At 62.5% G+C, this 21816-nt stretch carries 23 protein-coding genes and 1 pseudogene; 9 read left to right on the top strand and 15 right to left on the bottom strand.

Annotated elements, in window-relative coordinates; genetic code table 11:
• Positions 1–96: 96 nt before the first annotated feature.
• A complete protein-coding gene (msrA, locus tag AC4FS3_RS03440) occupies positions 97–810 on the bottom strand; it encodes a peptide-methionine (S)-S-oxide reductase MsrA (RefSeq protein WP_491019394.1) in 714 nt (237 codons plus the stop codon).
• Between the two features lie 21 nt (positions 811–831).
• Positions 832–1317 (bottom strand): peptide-methionine (R)-S-oxide reductase MsrB, encoded by a 486-nt coding sequence (msrB, locus tag AC4FS3_RS03435; protein ID WP_491019393.1) that lies wholly within the window; start codon positions 1315–1317, stop codon positions 832–834.
• A gap of 203 nt (positions 1318–1520) precedes the next feature.
• On the opposite strand from msrB, the gene AC4FS3_RS03430 reads away from it, so the two are divergent.
• A complete protein-coding gene (locus AC4FS3_RS03430) occupies positions 1521–2078 on the top strand; it encodes a sigma-70 family RNA polymerase sigma factor (protein ID WP_491019392.1) in 558 nt (185 codons plus the stop codon).
• Positions 2075–2710 carry an NrsF family protein gene (locus AC4FS3_RS03425; RefSeq protein WP_491019391.1) on the top strand — a complete coding sequence of 212 codons (636 nt, stop codon included), beginning with the start codon at positions 2075–2077 and terminating at the stop codon, positions 2708–2710. Before AC4FS3_RS03430 ends, AC4FS3_RS03425 begins: the two co-directional genes overlap by 4 nt.
• A gap of 176 nt (positions 2711–2886) precedes the next feature.
• Here AC4FS3_RS03425 and AC4FS3_RS03420 read toward each other — a convergent pair whose 3' ends face one another.
• The 3 genes from AC4FS3_RS03420 to AC4FS3_RS03410 all read right to left on the bottom strand — a co-directional run bounded on the left by AC4FS3_RS03420 (position 2887) and on the right by AC4FS3_RS03410 (position 7936).
• A complete protein-coding gene (locus AC4FS3_RS03420) occupies positions 2887–4950 on the bottom strand; it encodes a TRAP transporter permease (protein WP_491019390.1) in 2064 nt (687 codons plus the stop codon).
• Between the two features lie 89 nt (positions 4951–5039).
• Positions 5040–6050 (bottom strand): TAXI family TRAP transporter solute-binding subunit, encoded by a 1011-nt coding sequence (locus AC4FS3_RS03415; protein WP_491019389.1) that lies wholly within the window; start codon positions 6048–6050, stop codon positions 5040–5042.
• 179 nt (positions 6051–6229) lie between these two features.
• Complete coding sequence (locus tag AC4FS3_RS03410) at positions 6230–7936, bottom strand: BCCT family transporter (protein WP_491019388.1); 1707 nt, start codon at positions 7934–7936, stop codon at positions 6230–6232.
• 755 nt (positions 7937–8691) lie between these two features.
• Between AC4FS3_RS03410 and AC4FS3_RS03405 the strand changes: the two genes are divergently transcribed.
• Complete coding sequence (locus AC4FS3_RS03405) at positions 8692–9324, top strand: tyrosine-type recombinase/integrase (protein WP_491019387.1); 633 nt, start codon at positions 8692–8694, stop codon at positions 9322–9324.
• Positions 9325–9522: 198 nt separating this feature from the next.
• Positions 9523–9702 carry a hypothetical protein gene (locus AC4FS3_RS03400; protein ID WP_491019386.1) on the top strand — a complete coding sequence of 60 codons (180 nt, stop codon included), beginning with the start codon at positions 9523–9525 and terminating at the stop codon, positions 9700–9702.
• Here the strand turns inward: AC4FS3_RS03400 and AC4FS3_RS03395 are convergent.
• The 5 genes and pseudogenes from AC4FS3_RS03395 to AC4FS3_RS03375 all read right to left on the bottom strand — a co-directional run bounded on the left by AC4FS3_RS03395 (position 9681) and on the right by AC4FS3_RS03375 (position 13876).
• Entirely contained in the window at positions 9681–11192 is a 1512-nt protein-coding gene (locus AC4FS3_RS03395) for an inorganic phosphate transporter (protein WP_491019385.1), read from the bottom strand. The two genes, AC4FS3_RS03400 and AC4FS3_RS03395, sit on opposite strands and share 22 nt — an antisense overlap.
• A 28-nt stretch (positions 11193–11220) precedes the next feature.
• Positions 11221–11712 carry an NUDIX hydrolase gene (locus tag AC4FS3_RS03390; protein WP_491019384.1) on the bottom strand — a complete coding sequence of 164 codons (492 nt, stop codon included), beginning with the start codon at positions 11710–11712 and terminating at the stop codon, positions 11221–11223.
• 283 nt (positions 11713–11995) lie between these two features.
• A pseudogene (locus AC4FS3_RS03385) lies at positions 11996–12618 on the bottom strand (transposase); the annotation flags it as partial.
• Between the two features lie 306 nt (positions 12619–12924).
• Entirely contained in the window at positions 12925–13542 is a 618-nt protein-coding gene (locus tag AC4FS3_RS03380) for a plasmid pRiA4b ORF-3 family protein (protein ID WP_491019383.1), read from the bottom strand.
• A gap of 16 nt (positions 13543–13558) precedes the next feature.
• Positions 13559–13876, bottom strand: coding sequence for an H-NS histone family protein (locus tag AC4FS3_RS03375; protein ID WP_491019382.1), 318 nt, complete (start codon positions 13874–13876; stop codon positions 13559–13561).
• 353 nt (positions 13877–14229) lie between these two features.
• Here AC4FS3_RS03375 and AC4FS3_RS03370 point away from each other — a divergent pair, with 353 nt between their 5' ends.
• The 4 genes from AC4FS3_RS03370 to AC4FS3_RS03355 all read left to right on the top strand — a co-directional run bounded on the left by AC4FS3_RS03370 (position 14230) and on the right by AC4FS3_RS03355 (position 16821).
• Positions 14230–15426: a DUF932 domain-containing protein gene (locus AC4FS3_RS03370; protein ID WP_491019381.1), complete on the top strand. Its 1197-nt coding sequence runs from the start codon at positions 14230–14232 to the stop codon at positions 15424–15426.
• A gap of 144 nt (positions 15427–15570) precedes the next feature.
• Positions 15571–15771, top strand: a complete 201-nt coding sequence (locus AC4FS3_RS03365; protein ID WP_491019380.1) for a hypothetical protein — start codon at positions 15571–15573, stop codon at positions 15769–15771.
• A complete protein-coding gene (locus tag AC4FS3_RS03360) occupies positions 15764–16204 on the top strand; it encodes a JAB domain-containing protein (RefSeq protein WP_491019379.1) in 441 nt (146 codons plus the stop codon). Before AC4FS3_RS03365 ends, AC4FS3_RS03360 begins: the two co-directional genes overlap by 8 nt.
• Before the next feature lie 110 nt (positions 16205–16314).
• The gene (locus AC4FS3_RS03355; protein WP_491019378.1) at positions 16315–16821 is read left to right on the top strand and encodes a ClbS/DfsB family four-helix bundle protein; all 507 of its coding nucleotides are present in this window, start codon (positions 16315–16317) and stop codon (positions 16819–16821) included.
• Positions 16822–16891: 70 nt separating this feature from the next.
• Here AC4FS3_RS03355 and AC4FS3_RS03350 read toward each other — a convergent pair whose 3' ends face one another.
• From AC4FS3_RS03350 to AC4FS3_RS03335, 4 genes are all read right to left on the bottom strand, one after another.
• Positions 16892–17170 (bottom strand): HU family DNA-binding protein, encoded by a 279-nt coding sequence (locus tag AC4FS3_RS03350; protein WP_491019377.1) that lies wholly within the window; start codon positions 17168–17170, stop codon positions 16892–16894.
• An 82-nt stretch (positions 17171–17252) separates the two neighbouring features.
• Positions 17253–17759: a hypothetical protein gene (locus AC4FS3_RS03345; RefSeq protein WP_491019376.1), complete on the bottom strand. Its 507-nt coding sequence runs from the start codon at positions 17757–17759 to the stop codon at positions 17253–17255.
• A 145-nt stretch (positions 17760–17904) separates the two neighbouring features.
• The gene (locus AC4FS3_RS03340) at positions 17905–18183 is read right to left on the bottom strand and encodes a hypothetical protein (RefSeq protein ID WP_491019375.1); all 279 of its coding nucleotides are present in this window, start codon (positions 18181–18183) and stop codon (positions 17905–17907) included.
• Between the two features lie 70 nt (positions 18184–18253).
• The gene (locus tag AC4FS3_RS03335) at positions 18254–18703 is read right to left on the bottom strand and encodes a universal stress protein (RefSeq protein ID WP_491019374.1); all 450 of its coding nucleotides are present in this window, start codon (positions 18701–18703) and stop codon (positions 18254–18256) included.
• 257 nt (positions 18704–18960) lie between these two features.
• Here AC4FS3_RS03335 and AC4FS3_RS03330 point away from each other — a divergent pair, with 257 nt between their 5' ends.
• Complete coding sequence (locus AC4FS3_RS03330; RefSeq protein ID WP_491019373.1) at positions 18961–21120, top strand: ParB/RepB/Spo0J family partition protein; 2160 nt, start codon at positions 18961–18963, stop codon at positions 21118–21120.
• A 208-nt stretch (positions 21121–21328) separates the two neighbouring features.
• Here the strand turns inward: AC4FS3_RS03330 and AC4FS3_RS03325 are convergent, their stop codons facing one another.
• On the bottom strand, positions 21329–21700 hold the full coding sequence (locus AC4FS3_RS03325; RefSeq protein WP_491019372.1) for a group III truncated hemoglobin: 372 nt from the start codon (positions 21698–21700) through the stop codon (positions 21329–21331).
• Positions 21701–21816 lie beyond the last annotated feature (116 nt).

The following is a 21816-nucleotide window of genomic DNA, read 5'->3' as shown; positions in this document are numbered from 1 at the left end:
GGGCTGGAACGTGATGGTCATGCGGCGACCGGCGCAGGGCGGTGTCGCCTTGCGGGGAATTGCGTCAGGTGGCTGCGGGTTCGGCCGGGCCGCGCCTCAGTCCATTTCCAGAACCGGGCTGGCGCGGTAGCTTTCGGGGAAGAAGGCCTTCAGATCCGCGACCTTCGGCAGATCATTGTCGATAATGTAGGGGCTGGTCGGGTTCAGGGTCAGATAGTCCTGATGATAATCCTCGGCCGGGTAGAATTTGGTGGCCTTCTCGACCGCGGTAACGATGGGCGCGCGAAACGCATCCGCCGCCGCCAGCTGCGCGATATAGGCGGTGGCGACATCCGCCTGTTCGCCACTCGTGGCAAAGATCGCCGAGCGATATTGCGGGCCGTGATCCGGGCCCTGGTAGTTCAGTGTCGTGGGGTCGGCCACCACCGAAAAGAAGATATGCAGCAGATCGCCATAGCTGACTTTGGCCGGATCATAGGTGATCCTGACCGCTTCGGCATGGCCGGTGGTGCCACGGCTGACCACCTCATAGCTGGCATCCCGGGCCGTGCCGCCGATATAGCCCGAGGTGGCCGAGCTGACGCCCTTTACATGCTGGAACACGCCCTGGACGCCCCAGAAACATCCGCCCGCGAAAATGGCGGTTTCCGTGCCGGTTTTTGCGGTCTCATCCAGTTGGGGCGCGGCAATCTGCACGCCCTCGGCGGCGAAGCTGGCACTTTGTGGCAAGAGGATCGCGCCCCCCAACATGGCCGCACGGGCCAGAGCGAGCAAGGCGGATCGGCGGCTGCGATGGATCGGCTGGTGCATCGGTTTCACTCCGGGAAGGGCTCAGGCCGCGTGGAAGGTCAGGGCCACGCCATTCATGCAGTAGCGCAGGCCGGTGGGCTGGGGGCCGTCATCGAAGACATGGCCCAGATGGCCGCCGCAGCGGCTGCAATGCACTTCGGTCCGGGTCATGAGCAAGGTCGTGTCGGTTTCGGTCCCGACCGCATCGGCCAGTGGCTGCCAGAAGCTGGGCCAGCCGGTGCCGCTGTCATATTTCGTGGCCGAGGAAAACAGTGCCAGATCGCAACCCGCGCAGGCAAAGGTGCCGCTGCGGTGCTCTTTCAGGAGCCCGCTGGTATAGGGGCGCTCGGTGCCCTGTTGGCGCAGCACATCATATTGGGCAGGCGTCAGAATCTCGCGCCATTCTGCATCGCTGCGGGTCAGCGGGAACGCATCGGCGGCGCTTGCGGTGCCAGCGCGCAGGGCCAAAGGCGCGGCAGCACCCGCAAGCATAAGCCTGATCATAAAGGAACGTCGGTCTGACAGCATGGTCCTGCCTCCTCCAGGGGATCCGGATCATCTCCGGTCTTCGGAAGGTCCATTCGCAAGGCCCTGCGGCTCTGTTACGCCGTTCACGCTTTGGTGTTCGCCGGACGCGATTTTTATGCCCGGGCACCTGAAACAACCGGAAAACATTGTCCCGTGTCGCGGCATCTGTAACAATCGGGCCAGGCGCTGCGAAGGGACCGGCAATGACCCCGACCGAAGACCCTTTGGCCCTTCATCTGCTGGCGGCCAATGCCGGTGACAGTCAGGCCTATGCCCGCTTTCTGCGCGCGGTTGCCCCCATCCTGCGTGGCATTGTCCGCGCCAGGGGCCGCAGCCTGCCGCCCGATCAACATGAGGATATCGTGCAGGACATCCTTCTTGCCATCCATCTCAAGCGCCAGACCTGGGATCCGGCCGCCCCCCTGCGGCCCTGGCTTTATGCCATTGCGCGCTACAAGGTGATCGACGCCCATCGTCGCCGCGGGATGAGCCTGCATCTGCCGATCGAGGATTACAGCGATGTCCTGCCCGCCGAAGATCAGGCCGATCCGCTGGCCGCCCGCGATGACCGGCGCGAGGTTGACCGGCTGCTGGACCAGCTGGACCCGCGATCCGCCGAGGTGGTGCGCGCCCTTGCCCTGCGCGAGGAACCGCAGGGCGATGTCGGGGCCCGGCTTGAGATGACGCCGGTCAATCTGCGGGTCACGCTGCACCGGGCGATGAAGCGCCTGGCCAGTTTCGGGCGAAAGGATGCCCCATGACGACGACCGATGCGCTGATTGCGCGCCTTGCCGATGGGCCGCCGCCGCCGCCGTTCCGCCCGGGCCGGATTGCAGCGATCATGATCCTGTCGATCCTGCTGCCTGTTGCGGCGTTTCTGATCGTGATCGGTCCTCGGCCCGAATTGGCGCTGGCCTGGAGGAACCCGGCTGTGCCCTTCAAGACCGTTCTGCCGCTGGTGCTCTGTGTCCTGTCATTCGTGCTTGCGCTGCGCCTCGCACGTCCCACCCCGCAGGCCCCGGTTGGTGGCTGGCTGCTCGTGCCTTTGGCCTGTTCAGCCGCACTTTGGGGCGGTGCCTATGCCCTGCGCAGCGCATCCGAGAGGTTTGCCGAAGTGAGCCCGGCCTCGGTGGGTGAATGTCTGGGGGCGATTGTCGTGCTGTCGATCATTCCGGCGGTCGCCATCATGCGGGTGTTGCGGCAGGGTGCCTCCACAAAGCCAGGGCTCTCAGGGGGGCTTATCGGCCTGACGGCCGCCGCAGGGGCCACGACAGGCTACTCGCTCTTCTGCACCCAGGACAATCCGCTGTTCTTTGTCACCTGGTATGGCATCGCCATTGCCATTGTCACGATCACGGGTGCCGTGATGGGAGCAAGGTCATTGCGCTGGTAATACACGGCCGATCGGCGTCCGTCCGATTTCAGCAGCGGCCCAGCCCCAGCAGCCTGCTCTGCGCGGCCTTGTGTTTACCGGGTGTTTGCTGGCGCACCAGGGTCAGGAAGGCCCTGGCAAGGATGAGCAACTGCGGCTGGTGCACTCACAGCCGGGCCGCAGTTGCTCCGTTCGTGTCAGCTTTCTGATGCAGGCTCACTGGAACGATTAGCCAGAATTTGGCGCAACGCCACCGCACCGAGAATGGCGGCTCCGATAATCGTTGAAATCAGTTCGGGTGCGATCATCAGAAGCGCCGCGATGGGCAACAGCATCCGCTCGATCCGCAACAGAGGCCCCATCAGCCAGTTGGTGATTGCCGCCGACAGAGCAACGATCCCGAGGACCGCACCGGTAAAGGCGATCAGGAAGGCCTGGATCGTGAAGTCCTGCGTCACCAGCAGCAGCGAGGGCGAGAAGACGAACATGAAGGGCACCAGCGCTTTGCCCATCGAGAGCCGGAAGGCGGTGTTCCCGGCGTTGAAGGCATTCGCCCCGGCGATCCCCGATGCCGCATAGGCCGCCAGCGCAACAGGTGGCGTCACATCGGCCAGCACCCCGTAATAGAAGACGAAGAAATGCGCCACCAACGGCTCGACATTCATCATGCCCAGCACCGGTGCGGCCACGGCCACCATGATGATGTAATTCGCGGTTGTCGGAATGCCGCAGCCCATCAGGATGCAGACAACGGCGGTCATGAACAGGGTGAACAGCAGCGCGAGAGTTTGCAGGCTGAACAGCTCGAATGGCAGGAAGCCGAGGAATCCATGCACCGATTCCGCCCAGCCCTGCGCCACACTCGTCACCATGAAGGCGATCTTGAAGCCGATGCCGGTCAGGGTAACAACCCCGATTACCACGCCGACCAGGGCGGCGGCGGCGGTGACCGAAAGCGAGCTTTTCGCACCCGAGACAAAGCCCTCATAGATGCCGGCGACCCATTCCTTCGCGCCCCCGGCCAGTCCGGCCGCCATGACACGCTGGATGGCATAGACCACGATACAGGCGGTGATCGCCCAGAAGGCCGAGAGGAAGGGCGTGCGGCCCGACATCAGCATCCAGACCAGCAGCACCAGAGGCAGGCAGGCCAGCCAGCCCTCGCGCAGGACTTTCATGGCATTCGGCAGCTCTTCCTTTGTCAGACCCCGGATGCCAAGGCGTTTCGATTCCAGATGCACCTGCACCAGCACGCCGAAGAAATGCATGAAGGCGGGCACGATGGCCGCGATCAGGATCGTGCGCAGCGGAATGCCCAGATATTCCACCATCAGGAAGGCCACGGCCCCCATGACCGGGGGCGTGATCTGGCCACCGGTGGATGAGGCGGCCTCGACCGCCGCCGCAAAATGGCGCTTGAAGCCGATCCTGATCATCGCGGGAATGGTCAATGCGCCAGTCGTCACCGTATTGGCGATGGAGGAGCCAGAGATCGAGCCCAGCAGTGCCGAGGACACGACTGAAACCTTGGCCGGCCCGCCCGAGAAACGCCCGGTCAGCGCGGTGGCCAGATCGATGAACAGCTGCCCGAGGCCGATCTTCTGCGCCATCACGCCAAACAGCACGAAATGGAACACATAGGTCGCGATCACGCCAAGCGCTGTGCCGTAGATGCCCTGCGAAGAAAGGTAGAGGTGGTTGATGATCCCCGACCAGTCGGCGCCGGGATGCACCAGAATGCCGGGCATCGACTGACCGAAATAGGCGTAACCGATGAACAGAAGCGCAATCACCGGCAGCGGCCATCCCATCGAGCGGCGCACGCCCTCCAGAAGGGTCACCAGCAGGATCGACCCCATGATGATATCAAGCTGATTGGGGTTGCCGATGCGGAATTGCAGCTGATCATAGACCCAGGGCACATAGAACGCACTGACCGCCCCCGCGAAAGCCATCACCCAGTCGGTGACAGGCACGCCGAGGATCACAAATCCGGTGGTCTTTTCACGGCCCGCATTGAAGGCGGAAAAGCTGAGATAAATCAGGAACAGCGACACGCCCAAATGCAGCCCGTTATGGGTCGTTCTGCGCGGAATACCAAAGCCAGCGGTGTAGAAGTGATAGGCTGAAAGCAGGAACATCAAAATCCCGGCGAGGATCGCCACGGGTTTCAGAACCGTTCGGAAACGGGCCTCGGGATCGTAATCCTCCTCCAGCCGCTTCAGCTCTGCGTCGGTAAGGTGGCGGGTCTCTCCACTCATGCAATATCCCCCGGGATCATTGTTTTACTAAGGCAAAAGGACGCGAGCCGTTGCCGGTCGCGTCCTCGGGAACCAGGATGTCGTGCCGCTTACTGCAGCTTACCGGCTTCCTTGTAGAATTTCTCAGCGCCCGGATGGAACGGGATGCCCGCACCCAGGACGGCATTGTCGAGGGTGATCAGCTTGCCCTTGGCATGGCCTGCCGCGAACAGCTTCTGCGTGGTCTCGTTGAAGAGCGCCTGGGTGATGCCATAGATCAGCTCTTCCGAGGCGTCAGCCGAGGTCACCAGCTGCGCGCCGACCGAAACGGTCGCCACATCGGCTTCCTGGCCGTCATAGGTGCCTGCCGGAACCGTGTCGGTGGCAAAGAAGCTGTAGGTTTCGCGCAGCTTGTCCACTTCCGGGCCGGAGATCGGCACGATCACAACGTCATGCTGGCTGGCCAGTTCGGCAATTGCGCCCGCCGGATAGCCGCCCACGAAGAAGAAGGCATCCATCGCGCCATCGCGCATCCGGTCTGCGGCCTGATCGGGCTTCAGATATTCCGGCGTGATGTCGGCTTCCGAAAGGCCAAAGGCTTCAAGGATGATCTTGGCATCGACCAGCGTGCCCGAGCCCGGCTCGTCCAGCGAGACTTTCTTGCCCTTGAGATCCGCGACAGAGGCGATGCCCGCATCCTTGCGCGCCACCAGATGGATCGATTCCGGGTAAAGCGTGGCGATCAGGCGCAGCTTTTCAACGGCGGGCTGACCTTCCCAGAGGCCGGTGCCGGTCTGCGCCCAATAGGCGACGTCGGATTGCGAAAAGCCCGCCTCAAGCGTGCCGCCATTGATCGAGTTCACGTTGCCGACCGAGCCATTCGAGGCCACTGCCGTCGCAACCAGTCCGGGCACGCCGCAAGAGCCGCCCTCTTCACAGGCGCGTGAACCGGGAGGGTTCGAGATCGCATTCGCAATCAGCCCGCCAATCGGGTAATAGGTGCCGGCGGTGCCACCGGTGCCGATGCGGAAGAATTGCATATCCTGCGCCGCAGCGCCCTGAACCATCATACCGACGGCAAGGGCTGCGCCCGCCATGGCCTTGAGCGAAAAGACTTTCATACGTGCCTCCCAGCAAATCTCGGGGGTTGGAATGCCCCGCCGGATCCGGCGGGCATGACCAAGGTTAGACTCACATCGCCGTGATGGTCCATCCGCAAAACTGCCTGTCCGGGAATTGGGCAGCATCCTCAGCGGACCATCAGGCTGCGGCAGTGATCGCCGCAGCCTGGAGAGCTGCCTTATCGCGGTTCGTCCCACAGCCCTTTCAGAATGGCGTAGCAGGCAAAAAGCAGCACCACCGTAAAGGGCAGGCCGGTCGAAACGGCCATCGCCTGCAGACCGATCAGCCCGCCCCCCAGCAAAAGGGCAATGGCGATCAATCCCTCGAAAGTGGCCCAGAAGACGCGTTGCACAACCGGCGCATTGGTCTTGCCGCCCGCCGCGATCGTGTCGATCACCAGCGAGCCCGAATCCGACGAGGTGACAAAGAACACCACCACCAGAATGATCCCGATCAGTGAGCTGATTGCCGACAGCGGCAGCTGGCTCAGCATTTCGAAGAGCTGCAGTTCAAGGGCTGCGTCCTGTGCGCCGGTAAAGCCGTCTCGCACGACCTGGCTGATGGCGGTATCGCCCATCGCCGTCATCCACAGCACGGAAAGCAGGCTGGGCACGATCAGCACCGCGATCAGGAACTCGCGGACGCTGCGCCCGCGCGAGACCCGGGCGATGAACATGCCGACGAACGGCGACCAGCTGATCCACCAGGCCCAGTAGAAGCCGGTCCAGCCCGCGGTGAAGTTGATGTCCTCGCGGCCAAAGGGCATGGCAAGTGCGGGCAGATTGGTGGCATAGGCGCCGAGATTGCGGAAGAACCCGCTGAAAATGTCTGCCGTCGGGCCAAGGGCGATCACAAAGACCAGCAGCGCCGCCGCCAGGAACATATTGATTTCAGAGAGAACCTTCACGCCTCCCTCCAGCCCGCGCACCACCGAGATGATCGCGATCAGGGTGATGAAGATGATCAGCATGATCAGGCGGCTGTCGGACTGGCCAAAGCCGAACAGGTGATCCAGCCCCGCCGCCGCCTGTTGCGCCCCGATCCCGAGCGAGGTTGCAAGCCCGAAGATCGTCGCAAAAATCGCCAGAATATCGACGATATGACCTGGCCAGCCCCAGACCTTCTCGCCGAAGATCGGGTAGAAGGCGGATCGCAGCGTCAGCGGCAAGCCCTTGTTATAGGCGAAAAGCGCCAGAGCCAGCGCGACCACCGCATAGATCGCCCAGGGGTGCAGGCCCCAGTGAAAGATGGTTGCGGCCATGCCGAGGCTGCGCGCGGCATCGGTATCCCCGGCAGCACCATTCAGGGGCGCCCAGTCCGTGCGCAGCCCGTCTTCGCCGACCGTCACGCCATTATAGGCCGCCGTGTAATGGGTCAGCGGCTCTGACACGCCATAGAACATCAGGCCGATGCCCATCCCGGCGGCAAAAAGCATCGAGAACCAGCCGACATAACCATAATCGGGCCGCGCCTCGGGGCCGCCCAATCTGATCTTGCCCAAAGGCGAGACGATCAGGAACAGGCAGAGCAGCACGAAAATATTGCCCGCCGTCAGGAAGAACCAGCCCAGATTGCCCGTCAGCCAGTCACGCATGCCCGTGAAGACCGGCTCGATGCTGTTTTGAAAGGCCATGGTCAGGATGGTGAAGCCCACCACGCCAAGTGCCGATATCGTAAAGACTTTCTGGTGGAAATCGAATTCCAGCACATAGCGCGGAGCGACATTGTCCTGGCCGATCTGGTAATCGGTCTCGATGATCTGGGTCAGGCCCTCGGGTTCGGGAATGGCGTCGGGATCAACGGGAAGCGTGCTGTCGGGGTCTGCGGGGGATCCATCGGGCAAAGCCTGGTCCTCACGCGGCGGCGTGTCGGGTGGAGTGGTCATCCTTGTCCCTCTTCTTGTAGCGCCCCCGAGGCTGCTGCCCGTGCTGACAGTTCGTATGCTCATGTGTCGCGCCGGCAAGTGCTGCGGCGGACAGATGGGGGGTCGTAAATTTTTCCGACAGCAGCCATCGCCGCGCCGGTCGGATCAATACGGGCAGTTTTGCCCTTTAGTTAACGACCGAGCGCTATGGCGGTTCCCGGAAAAGTGTTTTTGCATAAAAAAACCGCGATCTGGGCCACCCAGGCAGAACGCCGCGCTGCAAGAATTCGTCCGGCCGAAATCCCTCATAATTTGCGGGCCGCGTCACTCAGTCGGGACAGTGCTCTCACACTGGCTACTTAGCCAGGACCTCTCGCTGCGTGATAATGTAGAAGGCTGCTACTGCTCGACCCGAGGCTACCTGACCGCTGGGTCTCCCCGGCACGCCCATCGACCTCGAGATAGAGCGCTGAAGTTCCGATTGCAGCCAGCGTGGGCAGCGCGTCTAGTGTCCGCAGCAATGCCTGAGCATGCGCGACACGGTTCGGCTCGTTACTGATATGTCTATCCCCACCGCCGCCTGTTGCACCGAATGGCAATTGCTGCACTGCGCATGGATGGCCCCTTTCCCGAGTTTGCGGCAGCCACGATGCGGCAGCACGATCAGGCCGCTCCCCGCCCGCGAGATGGAACAAAACGACTCAAGGTTCCATGTTACAATGGCACCTGTCGGATCATCCGAAGTCAGGGTGGGCTTGGGGGCAGGAGGTATCGCCATGCCCATCGATTTTCTGCCGGCCCTAAGGCGTGAACACCCCGCCTGGAACAAGGGACGCATCATCGGCCAGAAGCGCCCCCTGTTGCCGAAGCATGTCTGGTCCATCCGGGTCCGCCTTGAGATGGCAGACAACCGGCGTGATCTTGCGCTGTTCAACATGGCCATCGACAGCAAGCTTCGTGGATGCGACCTCGTTTGCCTGAAAGTCCGCGACGTCTTCGCGGCAGGGAGGGTGAAGGAACGCACCTCGGTCACCCAGAGCAAGACAGGTAAGCCTGTTCGGTTCGAGATCACTGAAGCCATAAGGCAATCTTTAGAGCGCTGGATCGCTGAGCCGGAGATGCTCGGGCTGGAGTATCTATGGTCGAGCCGTTTGCACCACAGGGTGCATCTGTCGACGCGGCAGTATGCCCGCATCCTCCGTGACTGGGTCTCGTCGATAGGTCTCGAGCCGAGCGCTTATGGAACCCACTCGATGCGCCGGACGAAGGTTGCGCAAATCTACAAGAAAACCGGCAATCTGAGGGCCGTTCAGCTTTTGCGCGGTCACACGAAAATGGATAGCACTGTCCGATATCTCGGCGTCGATCTCGACGACGCGCTGACGCTGTCCGAGGGGATAGACTTGTAGCTAGCGGCCGGTCGGCGGGTTCCCTACCGGCCGGCCCAAAGCCGACGGTCGGTGTTGACTCCGATTGTAACGCAGCATTCCCGAAGCAGCCAGTTTGGCAACAAGCAGCAATCTCACCTCCATCACGATCCAATTCCGAATGAGGTACAAAGGCAGATCTACTTTTGCCACATCGACGCCTTAGATCACGATGGCTCGATGACCATCGACCTGTCGGGCGCCAAACTGTGGGGCATCACCGTCGTCGCCGCGCTGGAAAAGGTGAGCGACCAATTCCGGCGACATGATCTGGCGGTCGCCGTGAACCCGGCAGAGGTGCGGGTTCACGACCGCCTGAAAGCGCCGCGCCCCTGGAATCAGTTGATCGTCACTTGCTGAAGGCGTCCCAGCAGGTAGAACAGCAGGCCGGACGCGAAGGCGGTTGCGGGCACGGTGATGACCCAGGCGGCGACGATGGTCATGAAATGCGACCGGCGCACCAGCTTGCGACGCCGGCGTTCCTCGACCGGCATGTCGGGCAGCGCGACCCCGCCCGCCATCTCCCGCATCCGCCGGGCCTCGACCGCCTCGCGGAAAAACCCCACGCCGAAGATGCCGCCGATGGCGATATGGGTGGAACTGACCGGCAGGCCCAGCCAGCTGGCGGCGATCACCGTGACGGCGGCCGACAGCGCCACGCAATAGGCCCGCATCGCATTCAGCTTTGTGATCTGGTCGCCTACCATCTGGATCAGCCGCGGACCGAACAGCATCAGCCCCAGCGAGATGCCGAAAGCCCCGATCACCATCACCCACAGGGGCACGGCAATCTGATCCCCGCTGCCAGCATGGCCAAGCGCCGAGACGATGGCGGCCAGCGGTCCGATGGCGTTGGACACGTCATTCGCGCCATGGGCAAAGCTCATAAGCGCGGCGGACAGGACCAGCGGCAGCTGGAACAACACCTTCAGCGATTTGTTCCGGTTCTCAAGCCCCCGCGCGCGGCGGAGGATATAGGGCCGCGATGCCGCCCAGGCGAGGCAGGAACAGACGAGTCCGATCAGCATCGCCTGACCCAGCGAGATGTCGAACAGATGCTTCAGCCCCTTCAGCGCAAGATAGGTGCCAAAGGCCCAGCACATCACCGCGATCAGCACCGGCACCCAGATGCGTGCAGCAGCGATCTTGTCGGGCCGGTCGATGATGAGCCGATGCACGATCCACAACGCGCCCGCCGCCATCGCGCCGCCCATCACGGGTGACACGACCCAGCTGAGCGCGATGCGCGAGATGCCGGCCCAATCCACCGCGCCGAAGCCCGCCGCCGCGATCCCCGCCCCGGCGACGCCGCCCACGATAGCATGCGTGGTCGAAACTGGTGCCCCCAGCCATGTGGCAAGGTTCAGCCACAAGGCCGAAGAGAGAAGTGCGGCCATCATCGCGATCACGAAGACCGAATCATTAGCCAGCGCCTCGGGGCTGACGATGCCGCTGGCAATCGTGTCCACCACATCGCCCCCGGCGATCAGCGCGCCCGCCGTTTCGCAGATGGCGGCGACGATCAGGGCACCGGTCATGGTCAGCGCCTCGGCTCCGACCGCCGGGCCCATGTTGTTGGCCACGTCATTTGCACCGATGTTCAGGGCCAGATAGGCCGCAAAGGCAGAGGCGACGATGATGACCAGACTGCCCGAGCCGCCGCCCGCGATCAGCCCGCCCCAAAGCGCCGCCAGGGCGACGAAGATTAGTGCGATGCCCACCGCCACCAGAGGCTGCGAGACATAGGTCGTGGCATATTCCACACGCGAGATCCGGTTGAGATCGCGGTCAAGGATCTGCCAGCCCGGCTCGGGCTGATCGCGCGGACTCGGCTCGTTCAGGTCGGTCATGAGGCTTTGGTCCAGAGGCAGATTCAGGTTACGAAGGGAGGGTGGCGATCAGGCGGCTACTGTCGCGCAGAAGGGATGCCAGATCCGGTTCCTGCACATGCTGGGCCGCTTTTTCCGGCGAGAACCACTGCCGGTCCCGTTGGCCCGCCTCGGGATAGATGTCCAGCAGGCGGTCGGCATGTATGGCATAGACATCCACGACCGTATGGACGGGCACACCCCCCTCCAGCCGCTTGCGATAGCTGTAGCGGCCAATCTTTTGAGGGGGCGGGCCGTCAATGCGGATGCCCGCTTCCTCCCAGGCTTCCTCAAGCGCGGTACCAGCCGCATCCTGCCCGGTCTTGGGCCAGCCCTTCGGCAGGATCCAGCGTTTCGTCGTGCGCGAGGAGATCAGCAGGATCTCGATCGCGGCGCCTGCCTTGCCATGCCCCGCCTCGCGCCAGCACAAAGCCGCCACCTGATAACGGGAGGGCCGCTGCAGGATCAGCGAGATGAAGTCCGTCCAGAGTTTTCGCAGCATGTCTTCGCATTCCAATCCCGATCAGCCCTAGCAGCGCGGGCATCGGGAATCGAGTATGAATGTCATATGTGTGTTGCAAAATCATAGATGGAACAGGGTTTCCGGATGCACGTGACATGGATACGACCCACGTGTTCCGCCCCGCGGCTGGCGTTCAAGCCTGACCTGGCAGCCGCTCTCTCTTGGCCAGCGACAAGATCGCGAACCCTGCCACTCCAGAAACCAGCGATCCAGGCAGAATTCCGATATTCGTTTCGTTCCGGAAAAGCACATCGTCAAATACGAGCATGGAGATGAAGAGGCGGCTCTCGACGGCTTCCCATGTTTTATCAGAGCCATAGCCGCTGTCCGCGACCAGAGCGGCGGGCTGCAGCAGATTGCCGGCCATCACCATATTGTTGCCAGTGTCATCGGAACTCTGCCCGGGTGTGATCCCGGTCCTCATCGGGAAGCGAGCACCATTGACGAAGGACGATGGCCGCTGGTCGGGAACCCACCTCCAGAATGGCTAGGAGTCTCTTGTCAGCAGTCCCCGTTTCGCGCCCAACTCATGATGATGGGCACGGATCACAGTGCTATCAACCATCCGGTGCTTGTCTGGCGCGATCCCTGCATGGCTCGAGCGGCCTCCAGGATGTCCTCGCACAGCCCCGCCCAAGTCCGGCGGAACTGACGGTAGACCAACGACCACTTGCCGAACTCTTCGGGCAGATCACGCCATGGCGCGCCGGTACTTGTGCCGTGCCATGTCTCGAAGGAATGGCGGATTACGCTCCAGCAGAAAATTCCTTCCAGAACAAGACGGTGGTCCGCAGGATTCCGCCCGGTCGGGTGCCGGACGGCACGAATGAAGCCCTCGAGGAATGTCCACTCCTCGTCGGATGTCAGGTTGCACACCAAGTTCATCTCCCACGTAGAGATGAACTTAAATCTAGGTCGCCGACCAGCAGAATCCCTTTTGTCAACACGACCCAGGCCATGCAGAGCCTGAGAGGGTCAATGGATACCACAGAACCAACGCGCTCTTCGTGAACGCTTTCGAATCTGCGCTGCGGCTGCCACGCCGCAACACGGTCAGGCCGCTTTCTGCCCATCACAGTAAGCTATGCAGCCGGGCTCTACATGTCGTGTGAATGACCGCTTTCCCGCTGTCGCCGCAACTGCATTGCTGCACTATCGTCGGTTGGCTTTCCGCCCGTCTGTGTCGTTTTCTCAACGATTGGGAGCTTTGGACTTCGGCTGATGTATACGCCTGCTGACGTTGGTGCGGAAGGTATTCCGCAAATCCTTATTGATCAGGTCCAGGTCGAACCACTCGGGGTCGAAATGTCCGCCTGCCCAGCGAAGATGCGCCTTGTGGTCTTCATGCTCCGGGTCGCGGATCGTCTCGAGGAATTCCGCGTATGACCACGGGCCTCCAACGTCTTCTGGCGGTCGTGCGCGGGCACCGTCAATGCATTCGGCATGGCGGGGCGGGGGATCGAGGGCCAGCCATTCCTCGATCCGGATCGCATGGGTCCAGTCATCGCCGAAGTCATAGAGATAGTTGAAGCTGAGATCCTGTCCGGTGAAATCGGCCAGTCTGACCTCAGTGTAGTCGAGGATCCGCGTTCCGCCAAAACCATCCTCAAGCTGATCGAGGTTGCCATAGCGCAATCCGCCGATCCGGAACTCGTGCAGATGGCTGTCGGTCCAACTGAACGCGGCTTGAAGCACGAGATGGAGCCTGTCGAGGGTCCAGTCCGCTGGCACGACCAGACGCCGCCATATCGGTGGGTCAATATCGGCCAGCGTGACGTGCAAACGGACGGCGTTCACCGGCTGGTACATGGCGGGAGCTTCCCAATCAGATCGCGAAATCCTCGAGAGACTTCCCGGCAGCGAGTGCCTCGACAATCCATGCCGGTTTACGCCCGCGACCCGACCAGGTGATCTCGGCGTTCTCGGGGTGGCGATACTTCGGCTCGGATGCTGCACGTTTACGGATCGGAGCGGATCCGGCCAATTCGTCAAAGCTGAAGCCGAGTTCGCGTGCCAGTTCTGCGACCTTGGCGCGTGCCTCTGACTTTCGGCGATCCTCGAAACTTGTGATGGCCTTTGCAACGTTCTTTTCGAGTTGCTTCAGCTCCGTGAGTGACAGGGCGTTGAGATCGATATCGGCCATTTTGTCCTCTTTGATTGCCCGTATGGTTTTACCCAGGCATACGTGACGGTGTTCGAGCGGCTTTGGGCGATGGGAGCCGCGAATACCAGACAGATAAGCGCATATGCTGCGGAAATTACAACCAATCTGGGGTTGAAACTGCACAGCTTCGGGAAATCAGGTGATGGCCGCACGGTAAAACCGAGAGGGCCGGAGTGAAGCCTGACCCGTGATCGGGTCTTGCGCTGCCATTATATCCCCGTTCCGGAGTGAGGCCCGCAGCTCCCTCTGAGAGTTAAAGTGTTGGGTGGGTTTCCCGTGACGGGTCCGGGCTGGGGGAGAGGCCTCCGGCGGCCCGTCGCGGAGTGACTGTCATGAACAACATGCAGAATTTGGAACCCGCGCGCCCGGTGCTCGGCAGCTACAAGGTGGATGTCAGCCGGGGTGAGCGCAACGGGCGGGTGTCATCCGAGTGGTTCAACCGGCCCGATGATGAACGCTATCTCTCGCTCGATGACCTCTGGGCCTCGGTCAAGGCGCGCTCGGAGCGCAGCACGTCCCGCGTCGTCGAGACGGCGAGGATCCATGTCGAGGCCAGCCGCGACAATGCCGAACGGCTGCAGCTGATCCTGCCGAAGGCGGATGCGCCGCTTACGCCGACCCATTGGGCCTTTGGCCAGCTTGCCAGCCTGGTCGGTGCGCCAGCATCCTACCTGCGTCAGCTGCCCGCACCTCTGGCGGGGATCAATCTGCAGTATGGTCTCTCCGGCCATCGGGCCGAGCAGATCAAGACCTTCGAGACCGAAGATGGCAGGACGGAACTGCGCGCGGTCACCGGCCCGGATTACGGACGAATCTATGATCACGAGTTGGTCGAGGCTGTGCAGCGCATCGCAGGCAATGGCACCGGCGACACCCGCTGGAAGGTGCCCGGCACCCTCGACTGGTCGACCGGGGTCTACAACCCAGACGTCGACATCACTCGCGACACGACCACGCTCTATGCCTCGGACCGCGATGTGTTCCTCTTCCTCGTGGATGATCACAATCCGATCGAGGCGGGCAAACTGCCCGATGGATCTCCGGATCTCTACTTCCGGGGCTTCTATTGCTGGAACTCGGAGGTCGGGGCAAAGACACTCGGCATCGCCAGCTTCTACCTGCGCGCCGTGTGCCAGAACCGCAATATCTGGGGGCAGGAAGAATTCCAAGAGATCACCATCCGCCATTCGAAATACGCTGCCTCCCGCTTCGCGCATGAGGCAGCCCCGGCGCTGACCCGCTTTGCCAATTCCTCGCCCTCGGGGTTCATCAACGGGATCAAGGCGGCCCGCCAGCAGATTGTGGCCCGGACGGATGAGGACCGGGAAACCTTCCTGCGCAAGCGCGGCTTCTCGAAGCTCGAAGCGGGCAAGATCATCGACAAGGTTCTGGTGGAAGAGGGCCACCCGGCAGAGAGTATCTTTGACTTTGTTCAGGGGATCACGCGCCTCGCGCGGGACAAGACCCAGCAGGACACCCGGCTTGAGCTGGAGGGCAAGGCCAAGAAGTTGCTCGAGCGCGCGGGCTGAAGCCGGCTGCATTTCAACACTTACCACCATCGCGCGGCAGCCCGCCTGCAGGTCACGGGTTGCCGCGTCTCTCACCATTTCAAGCCCGAGCGCTCGCGGCCCCATAGGCACCGGCGGCGGGCTTCTCATTCCGCGAGACCCCTGATGCAAACCTTCGACGAAAAAGTGGATACCGCTGTTTACGCCGCCTTCATGGCGCTCGGCCTTCCGGTTGCCACGAATATGGAGCTGGCGGTCCGGCTCAACGACTCCATCACCCAGGAATTCCAATTCGTCGTGTCAGATGATGACGACGATGGGGGCGCAAGGCTTGCCGGCGGGCCCGGAGGCCGGGCCGATGACTGAGCAGGAGCAAACCGTCATCCTTGAAGCGCGCGAGATTCTTGCGCGCTATTTCAACCAGAACCCTATGCTCTCCTCGTGGCAGGCCGTGCTGGACTATTGTGCCCTGGCTGTGCGCGGTGAGGTTGAATGCTTTCACGTACTCTACCTGGACCGGAAAAACCGGCTGATTTCCGATGTTCGGGTCTCGGTCGGCACGGTCGATCATGTGCCGGTCTATCCACGCGAGGTGCTGAAACGTGCGCTTCTGATGAACGCGTCGGCGCTGATCCTCGTGCACAATCACCCCAGTGGTGATCCCGAGCCGTCGGATGCGGACCTGAAGATGACGAAGGAGATCCAGAAGGGCTGCAAAACGCTGGGTCTTACCCTGCATGACCACATCATCGTCGGGGCAGGGCGCGAGATCAGCCTGCGTGCCCGCGGTGATCTATGAGCGACAGGCGGCAAGATCTCCACAGGACGGGTTTGGCTTGCAACATGTCACCTGAAGCGTCAGTCAGATGGTCTGCGAAGAATTGCGGTTTCTTGACGGGCAAGATTTAGATGGCGGTTCCCAATTCCAAAGCCGAGTTACTGGCGGCGATTTCAGTGACATATGATCGCCTCTCCGCCGATCTCGCGAGGGTTCCCACTGACCGTGTACGGGAAGCATCACTCGCGGGTCACGCGGCGGGGACCATGATGAGCGCTGCCGATTTGGTGGCGTACCTGATCGGGTGGAACGAGTTGGTTCTGAAGTGGCTGGAGCGAGATGACCGGGGCGAACCGGTCGATCATCCCGAGGCCGGGTTCAAATGGAATGAACTCGGTCTGCTGGCCCAGAAGTTCTACAGGGATCATGAGGGTCTGGATTGGTCCAGCCTGTTGGCACGCCTTACCGAGGCTAAGACCCTGCTGGTCGACAAGATTTCCGCTCGGTCCGACGCCGAACTCTACGGCGGGCCCTGGTATAGGAAATGGACGAAGGGCCGGATGATCCAGTTCAATACATCTTCTCCCTATGCCAATGCGCGAGCCCGGATCCGGAAATGGCTCAAGGAGAAGCGCTGAGAGCGATACCGCTCTCTGCTGCAAGGGGAAACCTGTCCATGCAGCAGAGGCGCCTGGTCTGCCTGTGGCCTCACGCCTTCAGCGCGTCTTTCACGGCCTTGGAAGGCGTAAAGGCCAGCTTCTTCGATGCGGCAATGGTCACGGTCGCTCCGGTTGCCGGGTTGCGGCCTTCGCGCTCCGCGGTTTCCTTGACCTTGAACTTGCCGAAGCCCGGGATCGAGGTTTCTTCGCCGGCAATGGCGGCGTCGGTCACGGCTTTGAAGACCGCCTCGACGGCAGATTTGGCCTGAGCCTTGGTCAGGCCATTCTCTTCCGCGACTTTGGCGGCGATATCGTTGATCGTGGTCATAAGACTAACTCCGGTTGGATCCCGATGACCATGGCAGCTTTGGCGCGCGACCGGAATCGTCAATTTCGAGCCGCTCGGCCGTTCAAGCCGTTTCCTGCTTCTTCGCCTCCGGCGAGATTTCGACGCGCTCAACCGCCGAAGGAGCGTAATCGCGCATGCGGTCCATTGTCTGCTGGCAGGCCTCATCTGTGGCTTGCAGCGGGGTGTTCGCCAGTTGCCGGAGAGCGCCGATAGCCGTCTCCTGTGCTGTCGGCTTTCCTGCCCCGAGGGCGATTGTTCCGATCGGCTCGTTCGTCTGCATGAACATTTCCAGCCACAGCCCGACATAGTCCGTGCCATTGCCGAGCGGTGAAGCAGCCGTCGGGTCCAGTTCATAAACCATCACGCGTGCGTCGCTCTCACTGGTTCCGGCCGGTTGATAGCTGCCGAATGCACGGCGCTCCAACATCCAGGACAGCGCGATCATCGGTGCGTTTTCCAGCGCCGCCGCCAGATCTTCGGCTCTGTCGATCTGCTGTGGCAGCAGATTGGTGTCGAGGTGCCGCCACTGGCTGGTGGTGCCGGAGTAATATGCAAGCAGATAGCGCATTGTCAGCATGCCCATATGTTCTTGTTGTCGCTGGCATCTTCGCCCGACCAGGAGGTAGGGAGCGCGTCTTCTGCTCGCAAGGATCTGCGGTGAGTGCTGGGCGGGATGCCGCCCAGAGGCAGTCGTCTTGCCTGCCCGCACGGCGCTAGCGGCGCGACAGCAGCCTGCCTAGCCAACCACTTTTGCCAGCGGCGTTGCGCAGCTTTGACCTGGGTGACCAGGCAAGAACTTCGCGCCCCGCTTCGGTCAGCTGGTAGCGTTTCGCGCTCACTACCCTGAAGAGCCCGCGATCCGTCAGGCGCTCGGCGATCTGCTCGGTCTCCGCGTTCTCCTCCGACCCGATCAGCGACAGGATTCCCTCAGGCTTACCCTCCGCGTCGCACAGGAGGTCGAGCCATGAAGATGGCAGGTCATCGTCGGACAACGCAGGGCTCCGGAGATGGAGACGCGTCGGGCGCCGGGTCGATTTGCATCGCAGGCATCCCTGTCCGCCCTCAGCGGACGACCAGCACCGGGACCGGGCTGTGTGCCAGAACTTCGGCAGTCTGGCTACCGAGCAGCAGGCGTCCGAGGCCACGCCGCCCATGCGAGGACATGCAGATCAGACTGCAATCCCGCGCTTTTGCGGTTTCGACAATCGCCTCGGCCGGCTGGGCATTCGGGACATGGAGAACCTCGGCGGCCACGCCGATCTTGTCAGCCGCTTCTTTCGCGGTCTTCAGGATGCCATCTGCCAGCTCCTTCTGGCTTTCCTCGAACCCGCCGCTGACCTCGATGGGCGCGACCCATGCCCCGCCCGCAGCCGCCGCATAGATCGGGAAGGCTTCCGTCACGGTGACGATGGTCACCTTCGCGCCGAGGGTCTTTGCCAGCGTCAACCCGTGGTCGAGCCCCTTGGTGGCGGTTTCCGATCCATCGGTGGAAATCAGGATGTGATGATACATGAAAATTCCTTTTGGCTGACAGGGAAGATCTGGCGCATGGCGGGATCGCCATGTTCTCGCACAAGCTTGCGCTTAGGCCAAGGAATTCCCGGAAATATCAATGCTCCAGACGGAACTCGGCTCATTGCGGGTTTACTTCTTCTTTCCGGTTCTTCTCGGCCCGCCGGGCAGGAGAGGGAGAGAGGGGAGGGGGTTTCCATGACGGGTTGGTAGCTGGAGAGAGGGTCTCCCCGGCGCCCGTCCTCGGAGTATCTGACATGGCCACTGCCGTTCAGAAAGTCACCCTGTCGTCCTCGCGCGACATCCCCTTCAACAAGCTGGTGCTGAGCCAGTCGAACGTCCGGCGGGTCAAGGCCGGTGTCTCGGTCGATGAACTGGCCGAGTCCATCGCCCGTCGCGGACTGATCCAGTCCCTGCATGTCCGCCCGGTTCTGGGCGAGGATGGTGCCGAGACCGGCCTGTTCGAAGTACCTGCCGGCGGCCGCCGGTTCCGGGCGCTTGAGGTGCTGGTGAAACAGAAGCGCCTCGCCAAAACCGCACCGGTTCCCTGCATCGTCTCTGACGCTACCGACGATGTGCTGATCGACGAGGTCTCGCTCGCCGAGAATATCGAGCGCGCGCCGCTGCATCCGGTCGACCAGTTCCGCGCCTTCCAGGCCATGCGCGAGAAGGGCATGACCGAGGAGGCCATTGCCGCCGCCTTCTTCGTCGACGCCAAGGTGGTGAAACAGCGCCTGCGGCTGGTCTCGGTCGCGCCCGCACTGCTCGAGATCTATGCCGAGGACGGCATGACGCTGGAGCAGCTGATGGCCTTCACCATCTCCTCCGACCATGAGCGCCAGGTTCAGGTCTGGGATGCGGTGAAGGACAGCTGGTCGAAGGAGCCCTATCAGATCCGCCGTCTGCTGACCGAGACCACGGTGCGGGCCTCCGACAAGCGCGTCATCTTTGTCGGCATTGAGGCCTATGAGGCGGCGGGCGGCTATGTGCTGCGCGACCTCTTCCAGCAGGACGATGGCGGCTGGCTGCAGGATCCGGCGCTGCTCGAGCGGCTGGTGAACGAGAAGCTGAAGACCGAGGCCGAGGCCATCGCCGCCGAGGGCTGGAAATGGATCGAGGTCGCGGTCAGCTTCCCCTATAGCCACGCTTATGGCATGCGGCAGCTGATCGGCACTACGGTCGACCTGACCGAAGATGAGCGTGCCACCCGCGAGGCGCTGCGCGACGAATACGACCGGCTCGAGGCCGAGTATACGCAAGCGGAAGAATACCCCGATGAGGTCGATGCCCGGCTGGGCGAGATCGAGAAGATCCTCGGCGCCTTCGAAATGCGGCCGATGATCTACGATCCGGCGCAGATGGCGCGGGCCGGGGTCTTCATCAGCCTCGATGTCGATGGCACGTTGCTGATCGAGCGCGGCTATGTTCGGGCCGAGGATGAAGCACCGTTGGAATCGGAACCCGAGATCGTCGATCCCGAGACAGGCGAAGTGCTGCAACGCGCTGAGCCGGAGGCCCATCATCAGCGCACGGTGATCACCCTCGGGGGCGAGCCGGCCACAGCGCCCGAAGAGGAGGAAGACGAGGACGAGGCAATCAAGCCGCTGCCTGAACGCCTGGTGATCGAACTGACGGCGCATCGGACCCTCGCGCTGCGCGATGCCGTGGCCAACAACCCGCGCATCGCGATGACCGCGCTGCTGCACCGGCTGGTGCTCGACTGCTTCGGCATCCGCAGTTCCGGCAATGCGCTGCAGGCCCGCATCAGCGAAGTGCATCTGTCGGTGCAGGCCCCGGATCTCGGCGACTCGATCCCGGCGCAGTCCATCGGCGAGCGGCATGCGGCATGGCGGGCGGATATCCCGCTCGATGATGGCGATGACCGGCTTTGGGACTGGCTGCACGCTCTCGACGAGGCCAGCCGTCAGGCGCTGGTGGCACATTGCCTCAGCTTCGGGGTCAACGCGCTCTACGAGCGTCCCAACCCCTATAGCGGCAATGGCATCAGCCAGCATGGCCTGGATCGCCGCGTGCAGGAGGCAGATCGTCTCGCGCGGATGACCGGTCTCGATCTGGTCGAGACGGGTTGGAAGCCGACCGTCGCGAACTACCTCGGCCGCGTGACCAAGGCGCGCATCCTCGAGGCGGTACGTGAGGGTGCAGGCGAGCAGGCTGTGGAACTGATCGGCCATCTTAAGAAGGGCGAGATGGCCACGGAGGCCGAACGGCTGCTGGCAGGCAGTGGCTGGCTGCCGGAGCCACTGCGAATGGACGCCCAGGATGCCGGCGCAGATGCGGCGGATGCCGGTGGCGCGGAAGCAGAAACCTTGCCTGACTTCCTCATGGGCGACAGCGAGGACGAAGAGCCTGCCGAAGATGAGGAGCAGGATCAGGCGCATCCCATCGCCGCAGAATGACCATTCACGAGGGCGGCCGCGGCCGCCCTCGCCACTATCCTCTCAAACCGGCTCGGTCCTTGTGACCGGGCCTTTCTTTTTGCTTACGCCTTTCGGTCATGGTGCAAAGGGCGCGCCCGCCGATGGGCTAATCAATGCCGGTCTAGAGGCGCGCATCCTCTGTTGGCGACCCCATGTCCGCTTTGGCTGGTCAGTTCAGCAGCACCATTCAAAGCCTCGGTGGCGCCGTCATGTCGCTTTGACGGGATTGATGGTCCTCGATCGCCATGTTCAGAGAGCGGGCAATCCGCTCGGCGCGCTCGATCACATGGGCGGCGCCTGCGGGCGTGCAGATCTCCTGCGCGGTCAGGCGGAAAAGCTCCAGCCAACGCTCGAAATGCGCCCATTCAACAGGAAGCGCGACATGGGCGGGCATCGGGGCGCCTTTGTAGGTGCCGGTCATCAGCGCCACCGAATGCCAGAAGGCGACCATCTTCTCCAGATGCGGCCCCCAGTCGGTGATCCGTTCGGAAAAGACAGGGCCCAGCACCGGATCCTGTCGAACGCGGTTGTAGAACTTGTGCACGAGGTCATGCAGCATTCGGCTGTCAGCCCGGTCTCGGCCATCAGGGCGGCGGTCACTTCGGGTCGCATCGTCGGGGGCAGGGTGGGCGCGGTACTGGTCATCTGGCTCTCCGGCTGCGGCGCGATATCGCA

It is taken from the genome of Pseudogemmobacter sp. TB195, assembly GCF_058313095.1.
This window is presented reverse-complemented; position numbering and strand designations above follow the sequence as displayed.

Bases quoted from the DNA above. Each gene is read 5' to 3' on its own strand.
- msrA (WP_491019394.1), bottom strand. From the start codon at position 810: ATGCACCAGCCGATCCATCGCAGCCGCCGATCCGCCTTGCTCGCTCTG.
- msrB (WP_491019393.1), bottom strand. From the start codon at position 1,317: ATGCTGTCAGACCGACGTTCCTTTATGATCAGGCTTATGCTTGCGGGT.
- AC4FS3_RS03430 (WP_491019392.1), top strand. From the start codon at position 1,521: ATGACCCCGACCGAAGACCCTTTGGCCCTTCATCTGCTGGCGGCCAAT.
- AC4FS3_RS03425 (WP_491019391.1), top strand. From the start codon at position 2,075: ATGACGACGACCGATGCGCTGATTGCGCGCCTTGCCGATGGGCCGCCG.
- AC4FS3_RS03420 (WP_491019390.1), bottom strand. From the start codon at position 4,950: ATGAGTGGAGAGACCCGCCACCTTACCGACGCAGAGCTGAAGCGGCTG.
- AC4FS3_RS03415 (WP_491019389.1), bottom strand. From the start codon at position 6,050: ATGAAAGTCTTTTCGCTCAAGGCCATGGCGGGCGCAGCCCTTGCCGTC.
- AC4FS3_RS03410 (WP_491019388.1), bottom strand. From the start codon at position 7,936: ATGACCACTCCACCCGACACGCCGCCGCGTGAGGACCAGGCTTTGCCC.
- AC4FS3_RS03405 (WP_491019387.1), top strand. From the start codon at position 8,692: ATGCCCATCGATTTTCTGCCGGCCCTAAGGCGTGAACACCCCGCCTGG.
- AC4FS3_RS03400 (WP_491019386.1), top strand. From the start codon at position 9,523: ATGACCATCGACCTGTCGGGCGCCAAACTGTGGGGCATCACCGTCGTC.
- AC4FS3_RS03395 (WP_491019385.1), bottom strand. From the start codon at position 11,192: ATGACCGACCTGAACGAGCCGAGTCCGCGCGATCAGCCCGAGCCGGGC.
- AC4FS3_RS03390 (WP_491019384.1), bottom strand. From the start codon at position 11,712: ATGCTGCGAAAACTCTGGACGGACTTCATCTCGCTGATCCTGCAGCGG.
- AC4FS3_RS03380 (WP_491019383.1), bottom strand. From the start codon at position 13,542: ATGTACCAGCCGGTGAACGCCGTCCGTTTGCACGTCACGCTGGCCGAT.
- AC4FS3_RS03375 (WP_491019382.1), bottom strand. From the start codon at position 13,876: ATGGCCGATATCGATCTCAACGCCCTGTCACTCACGGAGCTGAAGCAA.
- AC4FS3_RS03370 (WP_491019381.1), top strand. From the start codon at position 14,230: ATGAACAACATGCAGAATTTGGAACCCGCGCGCCCGGTGCTCGGCAGC.
- AC4FS3_RS03365 (WP_491019380.1), top strand. From the start codon at position 15,571: ATGCAAACCTTCGACGAAAAAGTGGATACCGCTGTTTACGCCGCCTTC.
- AC4FS3_RS03360 (WP_491019379.1), top strand. From the start codon at position 15,764: ATGACTGAGCAGGAGCAAACCGTCATCCTTGAAGCGCGCGAGATTCTT.
- AC4FS3_RS03355 (WP_491019378.1), top strand. From the start codon at position 16,315: ATGGCGGTTCCCAATTCCAAAGCCGAGTTACTGGCGGCGATTTCAGTG.
- AC4FS3_RS03350 (WP_491019377.1), bottom strand. From the start codon at position 17,170: ATGACCACGATCAACGATATCGCCGCCAAAGTCGCGGAAGAGAATGGC.
- AC4FS3_RS03345 (WP_491019376.1), bottom strand. From the start codon at position 17,759: ATGCGCTATCTGCTTGCATATTACTCCGGCACCACCAGCCAGTGGCGG.
- AC4FS3_RS03335 (WP_491019374.1), bottom strand. From the start codon at position 18,703: ATGTATCATCACATCCTGATTTCCACCGATGGATCGGAAACCGCCACC.
- AC4FS3_RS03330 (WP_491019373.1), top strand. From the start codon at position 18,961: ATGGCCACTGCCGTTCAGAAAGTCACCCTGTCGTCCTCGCGCGACATC.
- AC4FS3_RS03325 (WP_491019372.1), bottom strand. From the start codon at position 21,700: ATGCTGCATGACCTCGTGCACAAGTTCTACAACCGCGTTCGACAGGAT.